Below are 18,666 nucleotides of genomic sequence, written 5' to 3'. Positions count from 1 at the left end.
CGGGTGCCGCGGTCAGTGGGGGCCGCCGGGCCGCCACTGGTCGGGGTCGGGCACGCCCGCCGAGATGATCGACCCGTCCGTGCGCAGGTCGCCGATCACCGGGTGCGTGCCCTGCAGGCTGGCTCGGTGCTCGCCGTGGCCGTCGAGGGGGACGGTGACGGGCGAGCCGGCGGTCACGGCATACGGCACACCCCGGACCGACAGGTCGACCTGGGTGCCCTCCTCGACCTCGAAGGCGATCGACTCCTGCCGCACGGTGACGCGGATCCTGGTGCCGCGCACCCGGATCGGGAAGGTTAGCTGGGGCCAGGCGTCGGGCATGCGGGGGTCGAAGGACAGCTCGCCGTGGTAGTCGCGCATGCCGGCGAAGCCGTAGACCAGGGCGTTCCAGACGCCGCCGGCGGACGCGATGTGCACGCCGTCGGAGGTGTTGCGGTGCAGGTCGGCGAGGTCGACGAACAACCCGGAGTAGAAATACTTGAGCGCCATGTCGGCGTACCCGACCTCGGCCGCGATGATCGACTGGACGACGGCGGACAGGGTCGAGTCACCGGTGGTGATCGGGTCGTAGTAGTCGAAGTCGCGGCGCTTCTCCTCGAGGGAGAAGCGGTCACCCTGCAGGAACAGCGCCAGCACGACGTCGGCCTGCTTGAGCACCTGGAAGCGGTAGATCACGAGCGGGTGGTAGTGCAGGAGCAGCGGCCGCCGGGCGGGGTCGGTGCGGGACAGGTCCCACACCTCGCGGTCGATGAAGTGGTCGTCCTGCGGGTGGATGCCCAGCTCGTCGTCGTAGGGGATCTCCATGTGCTTGGCGCAGGCCTCCCACTCGACGATCTCCTCGTCCTCCAGCCGGAGCCGACGCACGAGGCGGGCATGGCCGGAGGGGTCGTTCTCCTGCAGCTCACGGACCGCGCGGGCAGCCCGCTCCAGGTTGTCGCGTGCCATGACATTGGTGAAGAGGTTGTTGTTGACCACGGTGGTGTACTCGTCCGGGCCGGTGACCCCGTGGATCTCGAAGGTGCGCTTGCCGTTCTCGCGCCAGAAGCCCAGGTCGGCCCACATGCGGGCCGTCTCGACGAGCACGTCGATGCCGTCGCGCGCCATGAAGCCCACGTCGCCCGTGACGTCGTGGAACTTGCTGAACGCGAAGGCCACGTCGGCGTCGATGTGGTACTGCGCCGTGCCCGCGGCGTAGTAGGCCGAGGCCTCCTCGCCGTTGATCGTCCGCCAGGGGAACAGCGCTCCGCGCTGCGACAGGTCGCGGGCGCGCTCGCGGGCCTTGGGGAGCATCTGCACGCGAGCCCGCAGGGCGTTGCGCGCCACCTCGGGGGAGGTGTAGGTGAGGAACGGGACGACGTAGACCTCGGTGTCCCAGAAGTAGTGGCCCTCGTAGCCGGACCCGGTGACGCCCTTGGCGGCGATGCCCATCTGGTCGGCGCGGGCCGAGGCCTGGGCCAGCTGGTAGAGGCTCCACCGGATGGCCTGCTGCAGGGCCGGGTGACCCTCGATCTCGACGTCGGTGTTGGCCCAGTAGCGCTCCATCCACGCGCGCTGCTGCTCGACGTAGTGGTCGGTGCCGTTCTCGCGCACCCGGTCCAGCGTGCGGCGGCACCGGTCGACGAGCTCGCGCACGGGCACGCCGCGCGACGTGTGATAGCTGACGGCCTTGGTGATCGTGACCGCCTGTCCCTGCTTGGCGTCGACGCGATAGATCTTGCGGCCGCGGTCCTGGTCGCTGTCGATGAGCTCCTCGTATGCCGCCTCGGTCTCGATCGTATGGTCCGCACCGACGGCGAGGGTCATGCCGGACTGCGCGGTGCGGTAGCCGAGGATCATCCGGCGGTCGCTGTGCCAGTGCGACTGCGGCTCGAGCACCCGGTCCGCGAAGGCCGCCGCCTTGCGGGGGTCGTGGCCCTCGCCCATGGCGGCCGCGCGCACGTGGTACTCGTCCTTGCCGTCCTGCCGGTTGATGATCTGGCTGGACACGACGATGGGGGCGTCGCCCTCGAGCAGGGTCACCTCGAGGGACATGAGGGCGAGGTGGCGCTCGGTGAAGCTGACCATGCGGGTCGAGCAGATCCGCACCCGCTTGCCGGAGGCGGTGCGCACCTCGATGTCGCGGGTCTGCATCCCGGTCCGGAAGTCCAGGGTGCGCTCGTAGTGCACGAGGTCCGCGACGGCCAGCAGCAGCGGCTCGTCGTCGATGTAGAGCTTCATCAGCTTGGCGTCCGGGACGTTGACGATGGTCTGCCCGACCTTGGCGAAGCCGAAGGCCTGCTCGGCGTGCCGGATGTCCCACGTCTCGTGGAAGCCGTTGATGAAGGTGCCGTGCGTGTGCGCCTCGCGCCCCTCGGGCGGGTTGCCGCGCATGCCGAGATAGCCGTTGCCCACGGCGAACAACGTCTCGGTGGTGCCGAGGTCCTCGCCGGAGTACTCGGTCTCGACGAACCGCCACGGCTCGACGGGGAAGCGGGTGCGGTCCAGGGGGTCGGCCGTCAGGTGCAGGGGTGTCACTGCACCAGCTCCGCGAGGTCCGAGACGACGACGTCGGCCCCGCACTCGGTGAGCCGCTCGACGCCGGCGCCGCGGTCGACGCCCACGACCAGCCCGAAGTCGCCCGCGCGGCCGGCCGCCACCCCGGACTCCGCGTCCTCGAGCACCACGGCGCGCTCGCGGGGCACGCCGAGGCGCTCCGCGGCCGCGAGGAAGGTGTCGGGGGCGGGCTTGCCGGGCAGGCCGTCGGCCTTGGCGACGACGCCGTCCACGATCACGGGGAAGCGGTCCACGAGCCCGGCGGAGGTCAGGACGGGTCGGGCGTTTTGGGAGGAGGAGACGACGGCGACCTTGGTGCCGATGGCGGCGAGGTGGTCGAGCAGCTGCACCGATCCGGCATACGGCTCGACGCCGTCGCGCTCGAGGACGGTGCGGAAGGCGTCGTTCTTGCCGTTGCCGAGGCCGCAGACGGTCTCGGTGCCGGGCGCGTCGGTCGGCTCGCCCTCGGGCAGCGTGATGCCCCGCGAGGCGAGGAAGGTCCGCACGCCGTCGTAGCGCGGCTTGCCGTCGACGTGGGCGAAGTAGTCCTCGTCGGTGTAGGGCTCGGTGATCCCGCGCGAGGTCAGGTAGGCGTTGAACATCTCGCTCCACGCCCGCATGTGCACGATCGCGGTGGGCGTGATCACGCCGTCGAGGTCGAAGAGCGCAGCGTCATATCGGGTCCAGTCCACCCCTCGAGGGTAGCGAGGATCTGACGCCACTTGAACGATCTAGTCGTGATTGCCCCGCACGAGCGCCCGGGGTCGCTGAGCGTGACGGCCCGCGCGGCGTGCACAGTGGTCCCATGACGACGACGCAGCGCACCGGGGCGCGGACCGTGGCAGGGATCGAGATGGGCGGCACCAAGGTCGTGTGCGCCGTCGGGGCGGGACCGCATGACCTGCGCGAGCGCACGGTGATCCCCACGACGAGCCCCGACGAGACGCTCGGCGCCGTCGGCGACTGGGTCCAGGGGCGGCTCGACGCGGGGGAGGAGCCGGCCGCGCTCGGCGTCGCGTCGTTCGGGCCGGTGTGCCTGGACGAGGGGGACCCGGCATACGGCCGGATCACGACGACCCCCAAGCTGGGCTGGGGCGACACCGACGTGGTGGGACGTCTCCGGGAGCGGTTCGGGCTGCCCGTGGGCTGGGACACCGACGTCAACGGCGCCGCGCTGGCCGAGCAGCGCTGGGGCGCGGGGCAGGGGGTCGGCTCGGTCGTCTACCTCACCGTCGGCACCGGGATCGGCGGCGGTGCGGTCCTCGACGGCCGCCCCGTCCACGGCCTGCTCCACCCCGAGATGGGCCACGTCCTCGTCGAGCGGCACCCGGACGACGACTACGCGGGCCGCTGTCCCTACCACGGGCGGTGCGCCGAGGGCATGGCGAGCGGCCCGGCCTTCGCCGACCGGTACGGGACGCGCCTGGAGCTGCTGGACCCCGGCCGCCAGGCCGAGGCGGCGCAGCTCGCCGGCTACTACATCGGCCAGGTGACGGCGGCCCTGGTGCTGATGCTCTCGCCGCAGCGCATCGTCGTCGGCGGCGGCGTGCCGCACCTGACGGGGGCCTTGGAGGCGACGCGCGCGGCCATGGTGGGGAGGCTCGGCGGCTACATCAGCCGTCCCGAGGTCGTCGGTGGTGCAGCGGACTTCGTGGTGCCGCCGGGGCTGGGCGATGACGCCGGGGTGCTCGGCGCGATCGCCCTCGGCCTCGACGTCAACGGCTGAGGAACGGATCCACATCAGTGCTGCACGGGTCGATGACGTCGTCCAGGGAGACGTGGCACGATCTGCGTCGCTGTCGTCAACCGTGCCGAGGAGTCCCGTGAGCCCCCGTCTGCTGTACCGCCGTCTCGCCCAGGCCGAGGTGGTCACCTGGACCCTGCTGATCATCGGCATGGTCCTCAAGTACGTCACGCACACCACCGAGCTCGGGGTGCGCATCGGCGGGATGGTGCACGGGGTGGTCTTCCTCGCCTATGCCCTGGTGACCGTGGTGGTGGCGATCGACCGGCGCTGGCCGGTCGGCACGACCCTGACGGGGTTGGCGTCGGCCGTGGTGCCCTACGCGACGGTGCCGTTCGAGTCGTATGCCGAACGGCGCGGCCTGCTCGCCGACCGGTGGCGCCTGGGCGCCGGGGGAGAGGCTCCGCGGACGCTGCCGGAGCGGGTCGTCGCCACGGGTCTGGCCCGCCCGCTCCTGGCCGTCGTCGTCGCGGTGCTGGTGGTGGCCGTGGTGGCCGCCGTGCTGCTCTGGCTGGGCCCGCCCGTCCCCCGGCGCTGAGGCGTCAGCCGCGGGTGGCGTCGTGCAGCTCGAAGGGCAGCTCGTCGGTGTCCAGGTCGGGGTTGTCGTCCTGGGTGGCGACCAGCTCGCGCGCCTCCTCGGAGGACGCGACCGTCGGCATCGAGCCGGGCAGGGGACGGCGGGCGCTCTCCTTCATGCTGAGCAGAGCGATGCCGCCGAGCACCGCGAAGGCGATGGTGTAGAACGCCGGCGCGATCGAGATGCCGGTCACCTTGATGAGCAGCTCGCCGATCATCGGTGCCGTGCCGCCGAAGAGTGACACCGACAGGTTGTAGGCGATCCCCATCGCGCCGTAGCGCGAGGCGGTCGGGAACAGCGCGGGCAGCGCCGACGCCGAGATCGCGATGTAGAAGAGCACCGAGAAGGCGAGCATCCCCATGGCCACCATGACCAGCGAGGGGTTGGCCATCATCAGGTAGGCCGGGACCGTGAGGACGATCGCGGACCCGATCGCGATGGCGTAGACGGGCTTGCGGCCGATCCGGTCGGACAGCCGGCCGACGAAGGGCACGGCGATCGACAGGGCCACGAGCGCCGGGATGGTGGCCAGGGAGGCCTGCACGGCGGTGTAGCCGTGGGTCTCCTCGAGGTAGGCCGGCATGTAGCTCGTCAGGGAGTAGCCGGCCGTGTTGGTGGCACCGACCAGGGCGATCGCGATGAGGATGGGCCGCCAGTGGTGGCGCACGATCCCCAGCGCCCCGAGGCGCTTCTCGGAGTCGGGGACGTCCAGCTCGCTCGTGTCGACGTCGTGCGTCTGCTCGAAGGTCGGCGACTCCTCGATCTTGAGGCGGAAGTACAGCGCGACGGCGCCGAGCGGCAGGGCCAGCAGGAACGGCACCCGCCAGCCCCAGTCGAGCATGGTCTGCTGCCCGAGCGTCACCTGCAGCAGCGCGACCACCGCGGCGCCGACGGCGAAGCCCAGGTAGGACCCGACGTCGAGGATGCTGGCGAAGAATCCGCGCCGGCCGTCGGGGGCGTACTCCGACACGAAGGTCGTGGCGCCGGCGTACTCGCCGCCGGTGGAGAAGCCCTGCACGACCCGGCAGGCGATCAGCCCGGCCAGCGCCCAGGTGCCCACCTGCGCACTGGTCGGCAGCAGGCCGATCGCGGCCGTGGCGACGGCCATCATGATCATCGTCAGCGCGAGGGTGCGCTGCCGTCCGATGCGGTAGCCCAGCGGACCGAGGACCAGCCCGCCGACGGGCCGCACGAGGAAGCTGACGGCGAAGCCCGCGAGCACGACCACCAGCTGCCACTCCTTGGGCACGTCCGGCACGAAGACCGTGGTCATCGTGGCCGTCAGGTAGCCGTAGATCCCGAAGTCGTACCACTCCATGCCGTTGCCGACCATGGCGCCGACGATGCCCGTCGCACGGAGCGCGGCTCCACGACGGTGACGTGCTCGACCTCGAGCCTCCGCTCGGCCGGGCGGTCCGGTTGGGCGTGCGACATGCACCCTCCTGAGGGGGTTCGTGGGGGTCCGACCTGGTCGGACGCGGGTGAACAGTCGTCTACCCAAGCCCATGACCAGCCCGTATGTCGAACCCGCCGCACGCCGCGGCCGCCTCAGGCGATCATCGGATCCTGGCGTCGAACGCCCGGGCGTAGGCGTCCTGGCCCTCGGCGGTCGGGTGCATCGACGAGGAGTCGATCGAGACGGATCCGGTGGTCGCCGAGACGGTGCCCTTGACCGGCGTGATCCACGACGCGGTGCCGCTGCACAGCGAGTGGTCGCCGTAGTACGGGCGCACGTCGGCCACCTGCGCGGGGCGGCCGCGGACGGACCGTGGCGCGTCGAGGATCACCTGGTCGAGGCGGTCGACCGTCTCGGTGAACCACGTGGCGTCGGCCTTGGAGACGTAGAGCGGGACGGTCTGCGTCGGCGCCTCCCGCACGGTCAGCCCACCGACCCGGCACTCGGTGCCGGCGAAGGTCGAGGACACGAGCTGCGGGTAGGTGCCGAGCACGACCTGGGCGTGCGGGGAGCGCAGGCGGATGTCGGCGATGACCTCGTGCAGGGGCGTGATCGGCAGACCGCCCGGGGTGGTGGCGGTGCCGCGGCCGGCCAGGGCGTCGATGCGGGCGGCCACCGCGCCGGTCAGCGCGGCGTCGGCCGAGCAGTCCTTGCGGGTGGCGCGCTGCTGGTCGCTATACAGGCATGCCGCGAGGACCGAGCCGAAGCCGACGTCGTTGCCACCGATGGTGAGGGTCACGACGTCGGTGCGGCGGTCGACCCGGCTGAGCTGGGCGGGCTCGAGGGCGTCCACGGTGACGCGGTTGCCGTTGTGGTCGGGGGCGTAGAGGTCCTGGGTGACCGCGCCCGCGCAGGCGCCGAAGTCGAAGCTGGTGGCGCCCAGGGTCGCGGCGAGCTGCGGGGGATAGGCCCGCCGGGAGCGGTGGCAGCGGTTGGTGGTGGTGTCGGAGCCGGGGAGGTAGGGCCTGACCGCCTCGCCGGAGGAGTAGGAGTCGCCGAGGGCGACGTAGTCGCGCGGGCGCTCGGCCTGGGCCGGGGACGCCGCGACCGCCGTGACGAGGGTCGTGGTGACCGCGGTCGCGGCCGCCAGGGCTGCGAGGCGCGCCGGTCGGGTCGTTCGGCGTGCGGTGGAGTGACGGTGCTGACCCATGGGGGCTCCTCGGGGCGGTCTGGTGGTGGCTGACCGTGACGATAGCGGTCCGTGGTCGGGGGCGGGCCCGTTGCCTGGGATGATGGGGCCATGGGCGATCCCCGACTGATGAGCATGCAGCAGCGCTACGAGACCTGGGCGGACCACGCGAGCGTCCTGCTCCTGGAGACCGCGGCGGTGCACCAGACCGCGGTGACCTACGCCGACCTGGCGGCTCGCGTCCAGGAGCGCTCGGGGGTGAGCACCGAGGTGCCGTTCCGCAGCTGGCTGGGCAAGGTCCTCACCATCGTGGCCGGCCGCACCCGGGAGGCCGGCGAGCCGGAGCTCGTGTCGCTGGTCGTGCAGGCCGACGGGGCGGTGGGCCCGACGTATGACGCGGTCCTGACCGCCTGCGGGGACCAGGCCCCCGGACCGGAGCTGCGCGAGCAGGCCGCCGCCGAGGCGCGGCTGGAGTGCAACCGTCGCTATGCGCCGGGCGTGCCCGAGGACGCCCAGCCGTTCCTGCACCCGGTCACCACCGTCGACACGTCCCCGGTCGCGGACCGTGCGGTGCGTGCTGTGCGGACACCTCGGACACTCAAAGAGCCCAAGGCGCCTCGCGAGCCGCGGGTCCCCAAGGCGCAGCCGGCCCGCCGGGTCAGCAAGGTCGACTCCGAGCCCGCGCCGGTGATCTGCCCGCGCTGCTTCCTGCAGGTGCCGCTCAACGGGATCTGCCCCAACTGCGACTGACCTGACCGCAGCTCCGCTCCTCCTCGAGGGGGAGGCGCGGTGGCCGGATCTCCGCCCTCGGGCCGAGGTGCGGGGCCGTCATCGCTGGTGTGATGGATCCATGGAGACGACGCAGAAGGCCCAGCAGACCCAGAAGCCCCGACAGTCCGAGAAGGCCCGCATGCAGGGCGCCATCGCCGCCTTCACGGCCCCGATCGCGATCCTGATGACCTGCCTCATCACGCTGGTGGCCAAGGGTGAGGGATCGCCCGTGGAGTATGCCGTCCTGGCCCTGGCGCTCGCGGGGCTCGTGGGCACCATGTCCTGGATGCTGAGCCGCCAGCGGGCCGTGCAGTCTCAGCGCTGAGGGTCGGGGCGGCGCGCCGCCGTCACGGGGTCGCGGTCGCGGCCCCGGGTGACGGCCCAGCCGAGCCCGACCACGGCCAGCAGGCCGAGGAAGGACCCGAAGACCCGGGCGAAGCCCGACGGCTCGTGCTCGCGCGGGATGTCATCAGTCATCGCCCCACCGTAGCCCCGCACCGCGTCCTGCTGGCCGGATCGGTCAGCGGCGGCGGTTGGTGCGCGCCGTCGCCTGGGCCGTCCACGGGTCCTCGGGCCACGGGTGCCTCGGGTAGCGGCCCCGCATCTCGGCGCGCACCTGCTGGTAGGGCCCGCTCCAGAAGGACGCCAGGTCGTCGGTGATCGCGAGCGGCCGCTGCGCCGGCGACAGCAGGTGGAAGGTGAGGGGGACCCTCCCGTCCGCGACGGTGGGCGTCGCCGCCCAGCCGAAGCACTCCTGCAGCTTGACCCGCACCGTCGGCCGCGCCGTCGGGTCGTCGTGCGGGGGATAGGTGATCCGGACGTGCGAGCCGCTCGCGACGACGAGTCGCTCCGGGGCCAGCTCGTCGAGGCGGGCCGCCTCCGGCCAGGGCAGCAGTCGGCGCAGCGGATCGGTCAGGTCGAGGTGGCTCGCGGCGGACCCTCGGGCCAGGGCGTCGATCTCGGGCCCGAGCCACGCGTCCAGCCGGTCGAGCAGCGCCTCGTCCGAGACGTCAGGCCAGGGTCCGCCGAGATGAGCGTGCAGCAGCGCCAGGCGATCTCGCAGCACGGTCGCCGACGGTGACCACGTGAAGACGTCGAGTCCCTTGTCCTGCACGGCTTCTCGGACGGCCTCCCGCAGGGCCGACCGGACGTCGCCCCGGACCCCGGCGCCGGAGGTGGCGACCGGCGTCGAGGTCAGCTCGATGGCGCCGATCGCCCGCACCTGCCGAGCTCGCACGCGTCCGCCGACCAGCTCGGCCCGCACCTCGTCGACCAGCAGGTGGGCGGCGACGAGCTCCGCCGTCGCCTGGCCGATCGGCGCGGCCAGCCGGACGACGGCGCCGGTCCCCGCAGCGGCCCTCCCCGAGGCCCTCGTGACGTCGGCGATCGCCAACCACTCCTGGTGCGCGAGCGGGCTGCCTTGTGGCAGAGCGGCTCTCGTCCCGCTGGCCAGCAGATAGGTGTCGCCGGACCGGCGAGCCACGCGCTCGGGGTGCGTCAGCCCGACGACGAGCCCCTCGACCACCCCGTCGTATGCCGTCCCGCCCACCCGCTCGGCGGCCAGGGGCTCCAGGCGGCGGGTCTCGCGGCGCCACCGGTCCGAGGCCGGGTGCCCGGAGCGCAGGTCGCGCAGCAGGCCCGTGAGATCCCCGGTGGGAGAGCGGATGTCGTCGGAGAGAGCGGCCACCACCTCGGCTGCGCGGCGCGGTCCGACCAGCTGGCTGCCGTCGATCAGGCCACGAGCGAGCCTGGCGGACACCGGGATCCGCGCGAGCCGGTGGCCCTCGGCGGTCGCCGACCCGACGGCGTCCACGGCGCCCAGCCGCCGCAGGGTCGTCTCCGCGTCGCGCATCGCCGCAGCTGGAGGGACGGTGGGCAGGTGCAGGCCCTGCCCCCGCGGAGTGCCCCAGCAGGCGAGCAGCAGCGCCGCGTCGGTGAGGTCGCTCGTCGCGATGGCGGGGGTCACGTGCTCGGGCATCCCGGCATACGTGCTCTCGTCGTAGCACCGCACCACCACGCCCGGCCCGAGGCGGGCCGCGCGACCGGCGCGCTGGTCGGCGGAGGCGCGCGAGCAGGTGACCGTGACCAGGCCTGACATGTCCCGGGCGGCGTCCCTGCGTGGCTCCCTGGCGAGGCCGGAGTCGACGACCAGGCGGACCCCGGGGACGGTCAGCGAGGACTCGGCCAGCGAGGTCGAGACGACGATCCGCGGTGGCCCCCCGGCCGGTCGGCCACCCACGGCACGGTCCTGCTCGCGCGGTCCGACCTGGCCGTGCAGCTCGAGCACCTCGGTGCCGCCAGGGCCACCGGTGCGGCCGGTGCCCGTGAGCTCGCGCAGGCGCGACGCGACCTGGCCGACCTCCCAGGCGCCAGGCACGAAGACCAGCGCGTCCACGCCCGGGTCGGTGGCGAGGGCGTCCCGGTGGGCCTCGGCCGCGACGTCCGCCACGTGACGCAGGAAGGCGCGGGCGACGCCACGGTCGTCGGTCCGCGGTCCGGCCCCGGGCCGCCAGGACACCGTCAGCCGGTGCAGGGCCGACGGGCAGTCGACGACCGGGGCGGCTCCCGACCCACCCCCGAGCAGCCGGGCGAACATCTCCGCACCGACCGTCGCCGACATCGCCACCAGCACCAGGTCGTCCCGCAGCTCGCGCAGGTCGGTGAGCAGCCCGACGAGCAGGTCGGTCTCCAGCCCGCGCTCGTGCACCTCGTCCAGCACCACGGCACCCACGCCGTCGAGCGAGGCGTCGCCGAGCAGGCGTCGCAGGAGTATGCCGGGGGTCACGACCTCGATCAGGGCGCCCCGGTCCAGCCGTCGCTCGCCCCGCACGGTCCATCCCACGACCTCGCCGACGCGCGTGCCCGTCAGCGCCGCCAGCCGGGTGGCCGCAGCCCGCGCGGCGACGCGACGCGGCTGCACCACGACGACGCGACCCGCAGCGACAGCACCATCCCCGCCGCCGTCCCCGCCGCCGTCCCCGCCACCACGGCTGCGGCTCGCCAGCACCCTGGCGACCACGGGTGGCACGAGCGTCGTCTTGCCCGTCCCCGGTGGCGCCTGCACCACCGCGACACCTGCGGCCAGCGCCTGCTGCAAGGCCGGCACCGAGGCCGCGAACGGCAACCCTGCACCGATCCGGCCGAGGTCCAGCCGGTCGAGACCTGGCAGGCGCAGGGCAGTCATGCCCAGAGAGTAGCCCCCGGTTGTCAGAGTGCTCTCAGGTCGTGCAATATTAAGCACGACATATCCCGTTATTAATGGAGGGGCGATGAGCCTCAAGGACTCTCAAGACACCGGAGCGCTCGTCGAGCACCACCGGATCTCCCGGCGAGACAAGCGATGGTGGATCGCGCTGGCCTGCGTGGTCGTCGGCTCGTTCGCCGTGCTGCTGTGGATGGGGCAGCAGATCAACACCCACAAGCCGCCGATCCCCGCCCACGTCGTCTCCACCGACGGGCAGGAGCTGTTCACCGGCCACGACATCGTCCAGGGACAGCAGGTCTGGGCGTCCCTCGGCGGGCAGGAGATCGGGTCCGTCTGGGGCCACGGGGCCTACGTCGCTCCGGACTGGACGGCCGACTGGCTCCACCGCGAGTCCACGCTGCTGCTCGAGACCTGGACCAAGGCGGAGGGCATGTCGTCCTACGACCAGCTGCCCGTCGAGCGCCAGGCCGCGCTCAAGGCGCGCCTCAAGCAGGCCATGCGCACCAACACCTTCGACGCCCGCACCGAGACCATCTCGCTGTCCCCGGAGCGGGTCCGGGCGTTCGAGTCCAACGCCCAGTACTACGGCTCGATGTTCGCCGGCGGCCACGAGCACTACGCCATCCCGCGCGGCACGCTCAAGGACCCCGCGGCGGCCCGGCAGATGGCGGCCTTCTTCTGGTGGACCAGCTGGTCGTCGTCCACCGACGCCCCCGGCACGGACGTGACCTACACGCAGAACTGGCCGCACGAGCCGCTGATCGACAACGTCCCGCCGCCGGGCAACATCCTGTGGAGCATCATCAGCTTCATCCTGCTCCTGGGCGGCATCGCCGGGCTCGTGTGGTACCACACGTCCCACGCCGAGGAGGACGTGCAGACCCCGGAACTGGCACCCGGCCGCGACCCGCTCCTCGGCTACGCCCCGACCCCGAGCCAGCGCGCGACGCTCAAGTACTTCTTCGTCGTCGGCTTCCTGCTGGTCCTGCAGATCGCCTGCGGCATCGTCAGCGCCCACTACGGCGTCGAGGGCGGTGCTCTCTTCGGGATCCCGATCGACCAGGTCCTGCCGTATGCCGTCGTGCGCACGTGGCACACCCAGCTCGGCATCTTCTGGATCGCGACCGCGTGGCTCGCCACCGGCCTCTACGTCGGTCCCGCCGTCGGCGGTCGTGAGCCCAGGCTGCAGCGGCTCGGCGTCAACGTGCTGTTCGTCGCCCTGCTGATCGTCGTGCTGGGCTCGATGGCCGGCGAGTGGCTGTCGATCAAGGGCAAGATGGGCTACGGCACCGAGCTCACCTTCTGGCTCGGGACCCAGGGCTACGAGTACGTCGACCTGGGCCGCGTCTTCCAGATCGGCCTGTTCATCGGCCTGTTCCTGTGGTTCTTCCTCATGTGGCGCGCCATGGCCCCGGCCCTGCGCCGGGCCAAGGCGACGGGCTCGTCGATCAGCCCCACCGAGGACGCGCCCCTGGCCTCGGGCAGCATGCGCTCCCTCGTGGCGATGCTGCTCATGAGCTGCCTGGCCATCGCCGGGTTCTACGGCGCCGCCTTCGGCATGGGCCACTCCACCCACCTGTCGATCGCGGAGTACTGGCGCTGGTGGGTCGTGCACCTGTGGGTCGAGGGCTTCTTCGAGGTCTTCGCCACGACGGTCATCGCGTTCCTGTTCGCCCGCCTCGGCCTGATCAAGGCGACCACCGGCACCACGGCGGTCATCTCCGCGACGACGATCTTCCTCGCCGGCGGCATCATCGGGACGGCCCACCACCTGTACTTCACCGGCGCCCCGGCCCCGGTCATGGCACTCGGCGCCGTCTTCAGCGCGCTGGAGGTCGTCCCGCTCGCCCTCGTCGGCTTCGAGGCCTTCCGCAACCTGCGCATCCTCAAGGTCAAGGAGTGGGTCTCGGGCTACAAGTGGGCGATCTACTTCTTCGTCTCGGTCTCCTTCTGGAACATGTTGGGCGCCGGGGTCTTCGGCTTCCTGATCAACCCGCCGATCTCGCTGTTCTACGTCCAGGGCCTCAACCTGACTCCGCTGCACGCCCACACCGCCCTGTTCGGCGTCTACGGGATGCTCGGCATCGGTCTCATGCTGTTCTGCGTGCGCTCGCTGATGCCGGGCCACGAGTGGAACGACCGGTGGATCAAGTGGGGCTTCTGGGGCCTGAACGGCGGCCTGCTCACGATGGCCCTGGTCTCGCTGCTGCCGCTGGGCCTGGCCCAGGCCTGGGCGTCGATCGACTCCGGCCTGTGGTACGCCCGCAGCGAGGAGTTCCTCTACACCCCCACGCTGACCTTCGTGCGGTGGCTGCGCGTCCCCGGGGACATCATCTTTGCCCTGGGTGCGCTCGCGATCGGCGTGTTCATGGTCGGCCTGCTCACCGGGAGGTCGCTGCGCGGCCGCTCGGACGAGGTCGAGGCCGGCGACCTGCGCACGACCGACACGGAGCCCGCGCTCCACGAGTGATCAGGGCGGGCCCCGGCGACCACGCGGGTCGCCGGGGCTCCGTCATACCTGAGCGCGCTGAGCCCGCTCACTGCCAGGCGCGCTCTCCCAGAGGGGTGTGGTCCGCCGGCACGCGCTCGCCCTCGGGGACCGGGCCGGGAGCCGTGCCCTTGCCCCACGGCGACCCGCCGAGCTGCTCGCGGCCGCTGGGCTCGAGCAGCCCGGCCAGGTCGGGGCCGAGCGGGACGATGCGCGTGGGGTTCACGTCCGAGTGCACCCAGTAGTAGTGCTCCTTGATCTGCGGGAAGTCCGTCGTGTCGCCGAACCCGGGCGTCTGGAACAGGTCGCGCAGGTAGGCGTGGAGGACCGGCATCTCGGACAGCGTGCTCCGGTTGCACTTGAAGTGGCCGTGGTAGACGGCGTCGAAGCGCACCAGCGTGGTGAACAGCCGCACGTCGGCCTCGGTGATGTGGTCGCCGACGAGGTAGCGCCGGTCGGCGAGGTAGCCCTCGAGCCAGTCCAGCGCGGTCCACAGGCGCTCGTACGCCGCGTCGTACGACGCTTGGTCCGAGGCGAAGCCGCAGCGGTAGACCCCGTTGTTGACCTCGGTGTAGATCCGCTTCATCAGGGGCTCCATCTCGGCCCGGAGCGCCTCCGGCCACAGGTCGGGCGCCCCCTCGCGGTGGTGCTCGCGCCACTCGGTCGACAGGTCGAGCGTGATCTGCGGGAAGTTGTTGGTCACCAGCCGCCCGGTCGGGACGTCCACGATCGCCGGGACCGTGACCCCCTTGGGGTAGTCGGGGATGCGCTCGTCGTAGGCCTCGCGGAGCAGGTGGATCCCCAGGACCGGGTCCCGCCCGTCCGGGTCGAGGTCGAAGTTCCACGACTCCTCGCCGTGGGTGGGGGACACGAGCCCCAGCGAGATGACGTCCTCGAGGCCCAGCAGCCGGCGGACGATGACGCTGCGGTGCGCCCAGGGGCAGGCCCGGGCCGCGACCAGGCGATAGCGACCCGGCTCCACCGGCCAGCGCATGGCGCCGACCCGGTCGCCCGTGGGCTCGCCGGCGGGGGCGTCCGCGACGATGCGGTCGTTGACATAGGACTCGTCCCGCTCGAACGGGCCGTCGACGGAGGCGTTGCGTGCGTCAGGCATGAGCTCACCATGCCCCGGCGGTCGCGAGGTTAGCCACGGGTCGCACGGCTCAGGCCACCTGGAAGGACCGCTTGGACAAGCCCGTCCAGTAGCCCTCGACGACGCCCTGCACGGGAGCGGTCGGATCGGCTGCCGCCCCCAGCGTGACGAACAGCGGCGTGAAGTGCTCGACGGTCGGGTGCGCGAAGCCCACACCGGGAGCGCGCTCGGCGAACCGCGCCAGCTCCTCGACGTCCCCGCGCCCGAGCGCCTCCGCCGCCCAGGCGTCGAACTCCGAGGACCAGGTCGGCACGACGTCCGGCTGGGACCACTGGATGAAGGGCAGCCCGTGCGTCATGAAGCCCGAGCCGAGGACCAGCACGCCCTCGTCGCGCAGGGGGCGCAGGGCCGCCCCGAGGCGCAGGAGCCGCTCGGGGTCCGCGGTCGGCAGGCTGAGCTGGAGCACCGGGACGTCCGCCTCGGGATACATCGCCTTGAGGGGCACCCAGGCGCCGTGGTCGAGTCCGCGAGCGGTCTGCTCGTGGACGTGCACCCCGTCCGGCATGACCTCGCGCACGCGTCGGGAGAGCCACGAGGCGCCGGGGACGTCATACCGCATCTGCTCGTAGACGGGGTCGAACCCCCAGAAGTCGTAGACCAGCTCGCGCGGGTGGGGGTTGGTGATGGCGATGGCGTCGGACTCCCAGTGGGCGCTCACGACGAGGACGGCGCGCGGGCGGGGCAGGTCGTTGGCCCAGGTGTGGAGCTGCGCCATCCACCCCGCGTCGGCGAGCAGCGGCGGTGCGCCGTGGGAGAGGTACATCGCGGGGAGGGCCCCGTCGTCCGGCGTCCACGAGGGGTGCCGCTCCGCCGCCGCGGCGCGGTGCAGGTGGCCGGCGAAGGGGTGGGTCGCGGGCACGAGCGCGTCGGCTGCGGCGGTGGTGGTGGTCACGGGCTGGCTCCTGGCTGGCAGTCTGCTAGATAGTTGAGGATTCAACCATAGCAGTGCTGCGCCTGAGGGAGAAGAGGTATGGCGGTATCCCGCGCAGGTCCATCACCCCGACGAGGGTGTCCGGGTCGACCGCCCGGAAGGTGTCGACGATCGGCTGGTGGTCGTAGACGAGGGCTGCCGACACCACGCCACGATGCTCGAGCATCCGCAGCCGGCCCCGAGGACGACGGGTCTGCAGCGCCGGGCGCAGCGCGCGAAAGGCATTGGCCGTCATGCGAGCTCGCAGCAGGGGCGGCACCCGCAGGCCGACGCCCAGGGGGAGCCGGGCGGGGTCGACCTCGTAGGTCCCGCCGCCCTGCGCCCGGAACACCAGCGGGTGCGCGTCCTCCGGTCCCGCGAACCACTTGCCCCACCAGCCGTATGCCGTCAGCGCGCCGTCGAGGGGATGCCCCGTCGGGATCTCGGTGCCGCGCCACCATCCCCGCAGCTGCGCCACCGTCACGGGCGCGAGCCGGTCGTAGGTCTCGAGCGCCGTCCCGAGGTCGGTGCCGTGCTCGAGGTCGTGAAGGTCGGTCATGCCCCCACTGTCTCGCGCCGTCGGGTGGTCCGCACCGCCCAACCGGCCAGGGCGGCCGCCGCTGGCAGCTCCACGGAGGCCATCAGCACCGCGCCGACGAGGTCTGCGGATCCTGCTGTGCTGCAGTCGAACCACGCGTCCGCCAGCAGGGCCGTCGCGGTGGCCAGCGCGAGTCCCGGGGCGAGGGGGTCCTGCCGCCGGACGAGCCAGCCGGTCGTGGCGAACAACCCGGCGAGGGCCAGGTCGAGGCCCGCCCAGGCGAGGCCCCACCGCTCGGCGGCGTAGGTCGCCGGCAGCGTGCGGTCGAGCCCGTCCCGGCGGGGACGGCGAGGCGGGGGAGGGAGGCGGCAGGCGTGCTCATGTCTCCAGGGTGGGTGCGCAGCCTGCCGTGGCGCTGTCGTGCGCCTGTGCCGACGCTGTGGAGCCCGGCGACCGCGTGGGTCGCCGGGCTCCGGTGGGCGAGCTGGTCAGGCGCTGGTGGGGGCAGAGGTCGAGCTGGAGCTGGGCGCCTGCTCGCCTCCCTGTGCCCCGCCGTGCCCGCCCTGGCCGCCGGTGCTCTGGGTGATCGTCGCCAGGTCCTTGGACACGTCGTAGAACACCTGCTGGCCGGCCTTGGTGCCGAGCGCGTCGTAGGACCCGTCGGGGTCCTTGCGGACCTCCGTGATGGTGACCGAGGAGTCCTTGGCCTTGACGGCGTCCTTGACCTTGGTCGCCTCGGTGCCGGTCACGGCAGTGTCCGTGCTCCCCCCGCCGCGCCCGCCGCCGTGGCCCCCGCCGGTGCCGACCGTGACCGTCTTGTAGTCCGCGGAGACGTCGACGCGGACCTGCTGGCCTGCCTTGGTGCCGAGCGCGTCGAAGGATCCGTCCGGGTCCTTCTGCACGGTGGTGACCGTGATGGTGGAGTCCTTGGCCGTCACAGCGGCCTTGACCTTGGCGGTCTGGTCGGCCGTGGCGGCGGTGTGCTCGTGCGGGGCCCGCTGCCCGCCGTGCCCGGCGTCGCCGTAGCCCTGTGCGGCGTAGCCGTAGCCCGTCGTCGCCTGCCCGGACCCGGTGGTCGCGGCGTTGGCGGCCGCGGCGCCGCCGGCGATCATCAGACCGGCAGCGGCCACCGCGGCAGCCGTGAGAGTGCGGTTGTTGGGGGACATCGTTGCTCCTGGTGGATCGTCATGAGGTCGGTGCGGGTGCACCGGCGGGCCCTTCACCCGCCACCTCTACGATCACGACCAGGGCTGTCGCGACGCTGTCAACGCCGTGGGGCCGACCTAGGAATCAGACGGCGTAGCCGGCGGGGGAGGCCGCTCCGCTCGTGCTGGGGGCCGGCGTCTGACCGGGCTGGCCGGCGTGACGCCCATGGCCGCCGCGGCCACCGGTGCGCACGTCGACCGTCTTGAGGTCCTTGCTGACCTCGGCCATCACGCGCTGGCCGGCCTTGGTCCCCATGGCGTCGAAGGAGCCGTCCTCGTCCTTCATGACCTGCTCGACCGTGATGGTCGAGTCCTTGGCCTTGACCGCAGCCTTGACCTGCGTGGTCTCCGAGGCCGTGGCCGCGGTGTGGTTGCCGCCGCGCGGGCCCTTGCCGCCGCGCCCGCCGGGTCCTCCTCGTCCACCGGTGCGCACCTCGACCGTCTTGAGGTCCTTGCTGACCTCGACCATCACGCGCTGGCCGGCCTTGGTGCCGATGACGTCGTAGGACCCGTCCGGGTCCTTGAGGACCTGCTCGACGGTGACCGCCGAGTCCTTGGCCTTGACGGCGTCCTTGACCTTGGTGGCCTCGTCCCCGGTGACGGTGGCGTGCTCGTGGCCGCCGCGACCCCGCCCGTCGCCGTAGCCGGGCGGGGTGCCGTAGCCGGGCGTCGAGCCGTAGCCCGTCGCTGCGGGGGTGGTCGAGGTGGCCGCCTGCGCTGCCGCCGCGCCACCGGCGATCATGAGCCCGGCGGCGACGACGGCGCCGGCGGTGAGGATGCGGTTGTTGTCGGACATCGTGACTCCCGTGTCGGTGTGGTGGCGTCGGCGCCCGAGGGGACAGGCGCCGACGCCGACGCCGTCTGCTGCGTCGCGGACGAGCCTGGTGCCCCGTCCTGTCGCGAGCCTGTCGTGAGGTTATGAGTTGCCTAGGAATTCGGGCTCTCCTGACTGATCCGT

The 18,666-nt window shown here is 72.4% G+C and carries 17 protein-coding genes; 5 read left to right on the top strand and 12 right to left on the bottom strand.

Translation table 11 applies throughout. The annotated features are described in order from the left end of the window. Positions 1 to 12 precede the first annotated feature (12 nt). Together B4E97_RS06245 and B4E97_RS06240 are read right to left on the bottom strand one after the other, a co-directional pair. Positions 13 to 2,514: a glycoside hydrolase family 65 protein gene (locus B4E97_RS06245; RefSeq protein ID WP_286959090.1), complete on the bottom strand. Its 2,502-nt coding sequence runs from the start codon at positions 2,512 to 2,514 to the stop codon at positions 13 to 15. Then, a complete protein-coding gene (locus tag B4E97_RS06240) occupies positions 2,511 to 3,224 on the bottom strand; it encodes an HAD family hydrolase (RefSeq protein ID WP_286959089.1) in 714 nt (237 codons plus the stop codon). Before B4E97_RS06240 ends, B4E97_RS06245 begins: the two co-directional genes overlap by 4 nt. A 113-nt stretch (positions 3,225 to 3,337) precedes the next feature. Between B4E97_RS06240 and B4E97_RS06235 the strand changes: the two genes are divergently transcribed. Both B4E97_RS06235 and B4E97_RS06230 read left to right on the top strand, forming a co-directional pair. Beyond that, entirely contained in the window at positions 3,338 to 4,258 is a 921-nt protein-coding gene (locus tag B4E97_RS06235; protein WP_286959088.1) for an ROK family protein, read from the top strand. 97 nt (positions 4,259 to 4,355) lie between these two features. Continuing rightward, positions 4,356 to 4,814: a DUF3817 domain-containing protein gene (locus B4E97_RS06230; protein ID WP_029211477.1), complete on the top strand. Its 459-nt coding sequence runs from the start codon at positions 4,356 to 4,358 to the stop codon at positions 4,812 to 4,814. Between the two features lie 4 nt (positions 4,815 to 4,818). On the opposite strand, the gene B4E97_RS06225 is transcribed toward B4E97_RS06230, so the two are convergent. After that, positions 4,819 to 6,186, bottom strand: coding sequence for an MFS transporter (locus B4E97_RS06225; protein WP_286959087.1), 1,368 nt, complete (start codon positions 6,184 to 6,186; stop codon positions 4,819 to 4,821). A 223-nt stretch (positions 6,187 to 6,409) separates the two neighbouring features. Beyond that, a complete protein-coding gene (locus B4E97_RS06220; protein ID WP_286959086.1) occupies positions 6,410 to 7,459 on the bottom strand; it encodes an SGNH/GDSL hydrolase family protein in 1,050 nt (349 codons plus the stop codon). A gap of 90 nt (positions 7,460 to 7,549) precedes the next feature. On the opposite strand from B4E97_RS06220, the gene B4E97_RS06215 reads away from it, so the two are divergent. Further along, positions 7,550 to 8,188: a hypothetical protein gene (locus B4E97_RS06215; RefSeq protein WP_286959085.1), complete on the top strand. Its 639-nt coding sequence runs from the start codon at positions 7,550 to 7,552 to the stop codon at positions 8,186 to 8,188. 100 nt (positions 8,189 to 8,288) lie between these two features. Then, positions 8,289 to 8,534 (top strand): hypothetical protein, encoded by a 246-nt coding sequence (locus B4E97_RS06210; protein ID WP_286959084.1) that lies wholly within the window; start codon positions 8,289 to 8,291, stop codon positions 8,532 to 8,534. On the opposite strand, the gene B4E97_RS06205 is transcribed toward B4E97_RS06210, so the two are convergent. Beyond that, positions 8,525 to 8,686, bottom strand: a complete 162-nt coding sequence (locus B4E97_RS06205; RefSeq protein ID WP_286959083.1) for a hypothetical protein — start codon at positions 8,684 to 8,686, stop codon at positions 8,525 to 8,527. The genes B4E97_RS06210 and B4E97_RS06205 overlap by 10 nt on opposite strands. A 43-nt stretch (positions 8,687 to 8,729) precedes the next feature. Then, complete coding sequence (hrpB, locus tag B4E97_RS06200) at positions 8,730 to 11,393, bottom strand: ATP-dependent helicase HrpB (protein ID WP_286959082.1); 2,664 nt, start codon at positions 11,391 to 11,393, stop codon at positions 8,730 to 8,732. Between the two features lie 85 nt (positions 11,394 to 11,478). Between hrpB and B4E97_RS06195 the strand changes: the two genes are divergently transcribed. After that, complete coding sequence (locus B4E97_RS06195) at positions 11,479 to 13,884, top strand: nitric-oxide reductase large subunit (RefSeq protein ID WP_286959081.1); 2,406 nt, start codon at positions 11,479 to 11,481, stop codon at positions 13,882 to 13,884. Between the two features lie 67 nt (positions 13,885 to 13,951). On the opposite strand, the gene B4E97_RS06190 is transcribed toward B4E97_RS06195, so the two are convergent. From B4E97_RS06190 to B4E97_RS06165, 6 genes are all read right to left on the bottom strand, one after another. Next, positions 13,952 to 15,016 (bottom strand): glutathione S-transferase family protein, encoded by a 1,065-nt coding sequence (locus B4E97_RS06190; protein WP_286959080.1) that lies wholly within the window; start codon positions 15,014 to 15,016, stop codon positions 13,952 to 13,954. Positions 15,017 to 15,065: 49 nt separating this feature from the next. Further along, positions 15,066 to 15,947 (bottom strand): dioxygenase, encoded by an 882-nt coding sequence (locus B4E97_RS06185; RefSeq protein WP_286959079.1) that lies wholly within the window; start codon positions 15,945 to 15,947, stop codon positions 15,066 to 15,068. A 25-nt stretch (positions 15,948 to 15,972) separates the two neighbouring features. Continuing rightward, complete coding sequence (locus tag B4E97_RS06180; RefSeq protein ID WP_029211469.1) at positions 15,973 to 16,524, bottom strand: DUF4334 domain-containing protein; 552 nt, start codon at positions 16,522 to 16,524, stop codon at positions 15,973 to 15,975. Beyond that, complete coding sequence (locus B4E97_RS06175; RefSeq protein WP_286959076.1) at positions 16,521 to 16,751, bottom strand: hypothetical protein; 231 nt, start codon at positions 16,749 to 16,751, stop codon at positions 16,521 to 16,523. Before B4E97_RS06175 ends, B4E97_RS06180 begins: the two co-directional genes overlap by 4 nt. A gap of 240 nt (positions 16,752 to 16,991) precedes the next feature. Continuing rightward, on the bottom strand, positions 16,992 to 17,669 hold the full coding sequence (locus B4E97_RS06170) for a hypothetical protein (protein WP_286959074.1): 678 nt from the start codon (positions 17,667 to 17,669) through the stop codon (positions 16,992 to 16,994). 124 nt (positions 17,670 to 17,793) lie between these two features. Continuing rightward, the gene (locus B4E97_RS06165; protein ID WP_286959073.1) at positions 17,794 to 18,504 is read right to left on the bottom strand and encodes a hypothetical protein; all 711 of its coding nucleotides are present in this window, start codon (positions 18,502 to 18,504) and stop codon (positions 17,794 to 17,796) included. Positions 18,505 to 18,666: the final 162 nt, after the last annotated feature.

This window comes from Arsenicicoccus sp. UBA7492, assembly GCF_002479615.1.
Lineage (GTDB): Bacteria > Actinomycetota > Actinomycetes > Actinomycetales > Dermatophilaceae > Arsenicicoccus > Arsenicicoccus bolidensis.
This window is presented reverse-complemented; position numbering and strand designations above follow the sequence as displayed.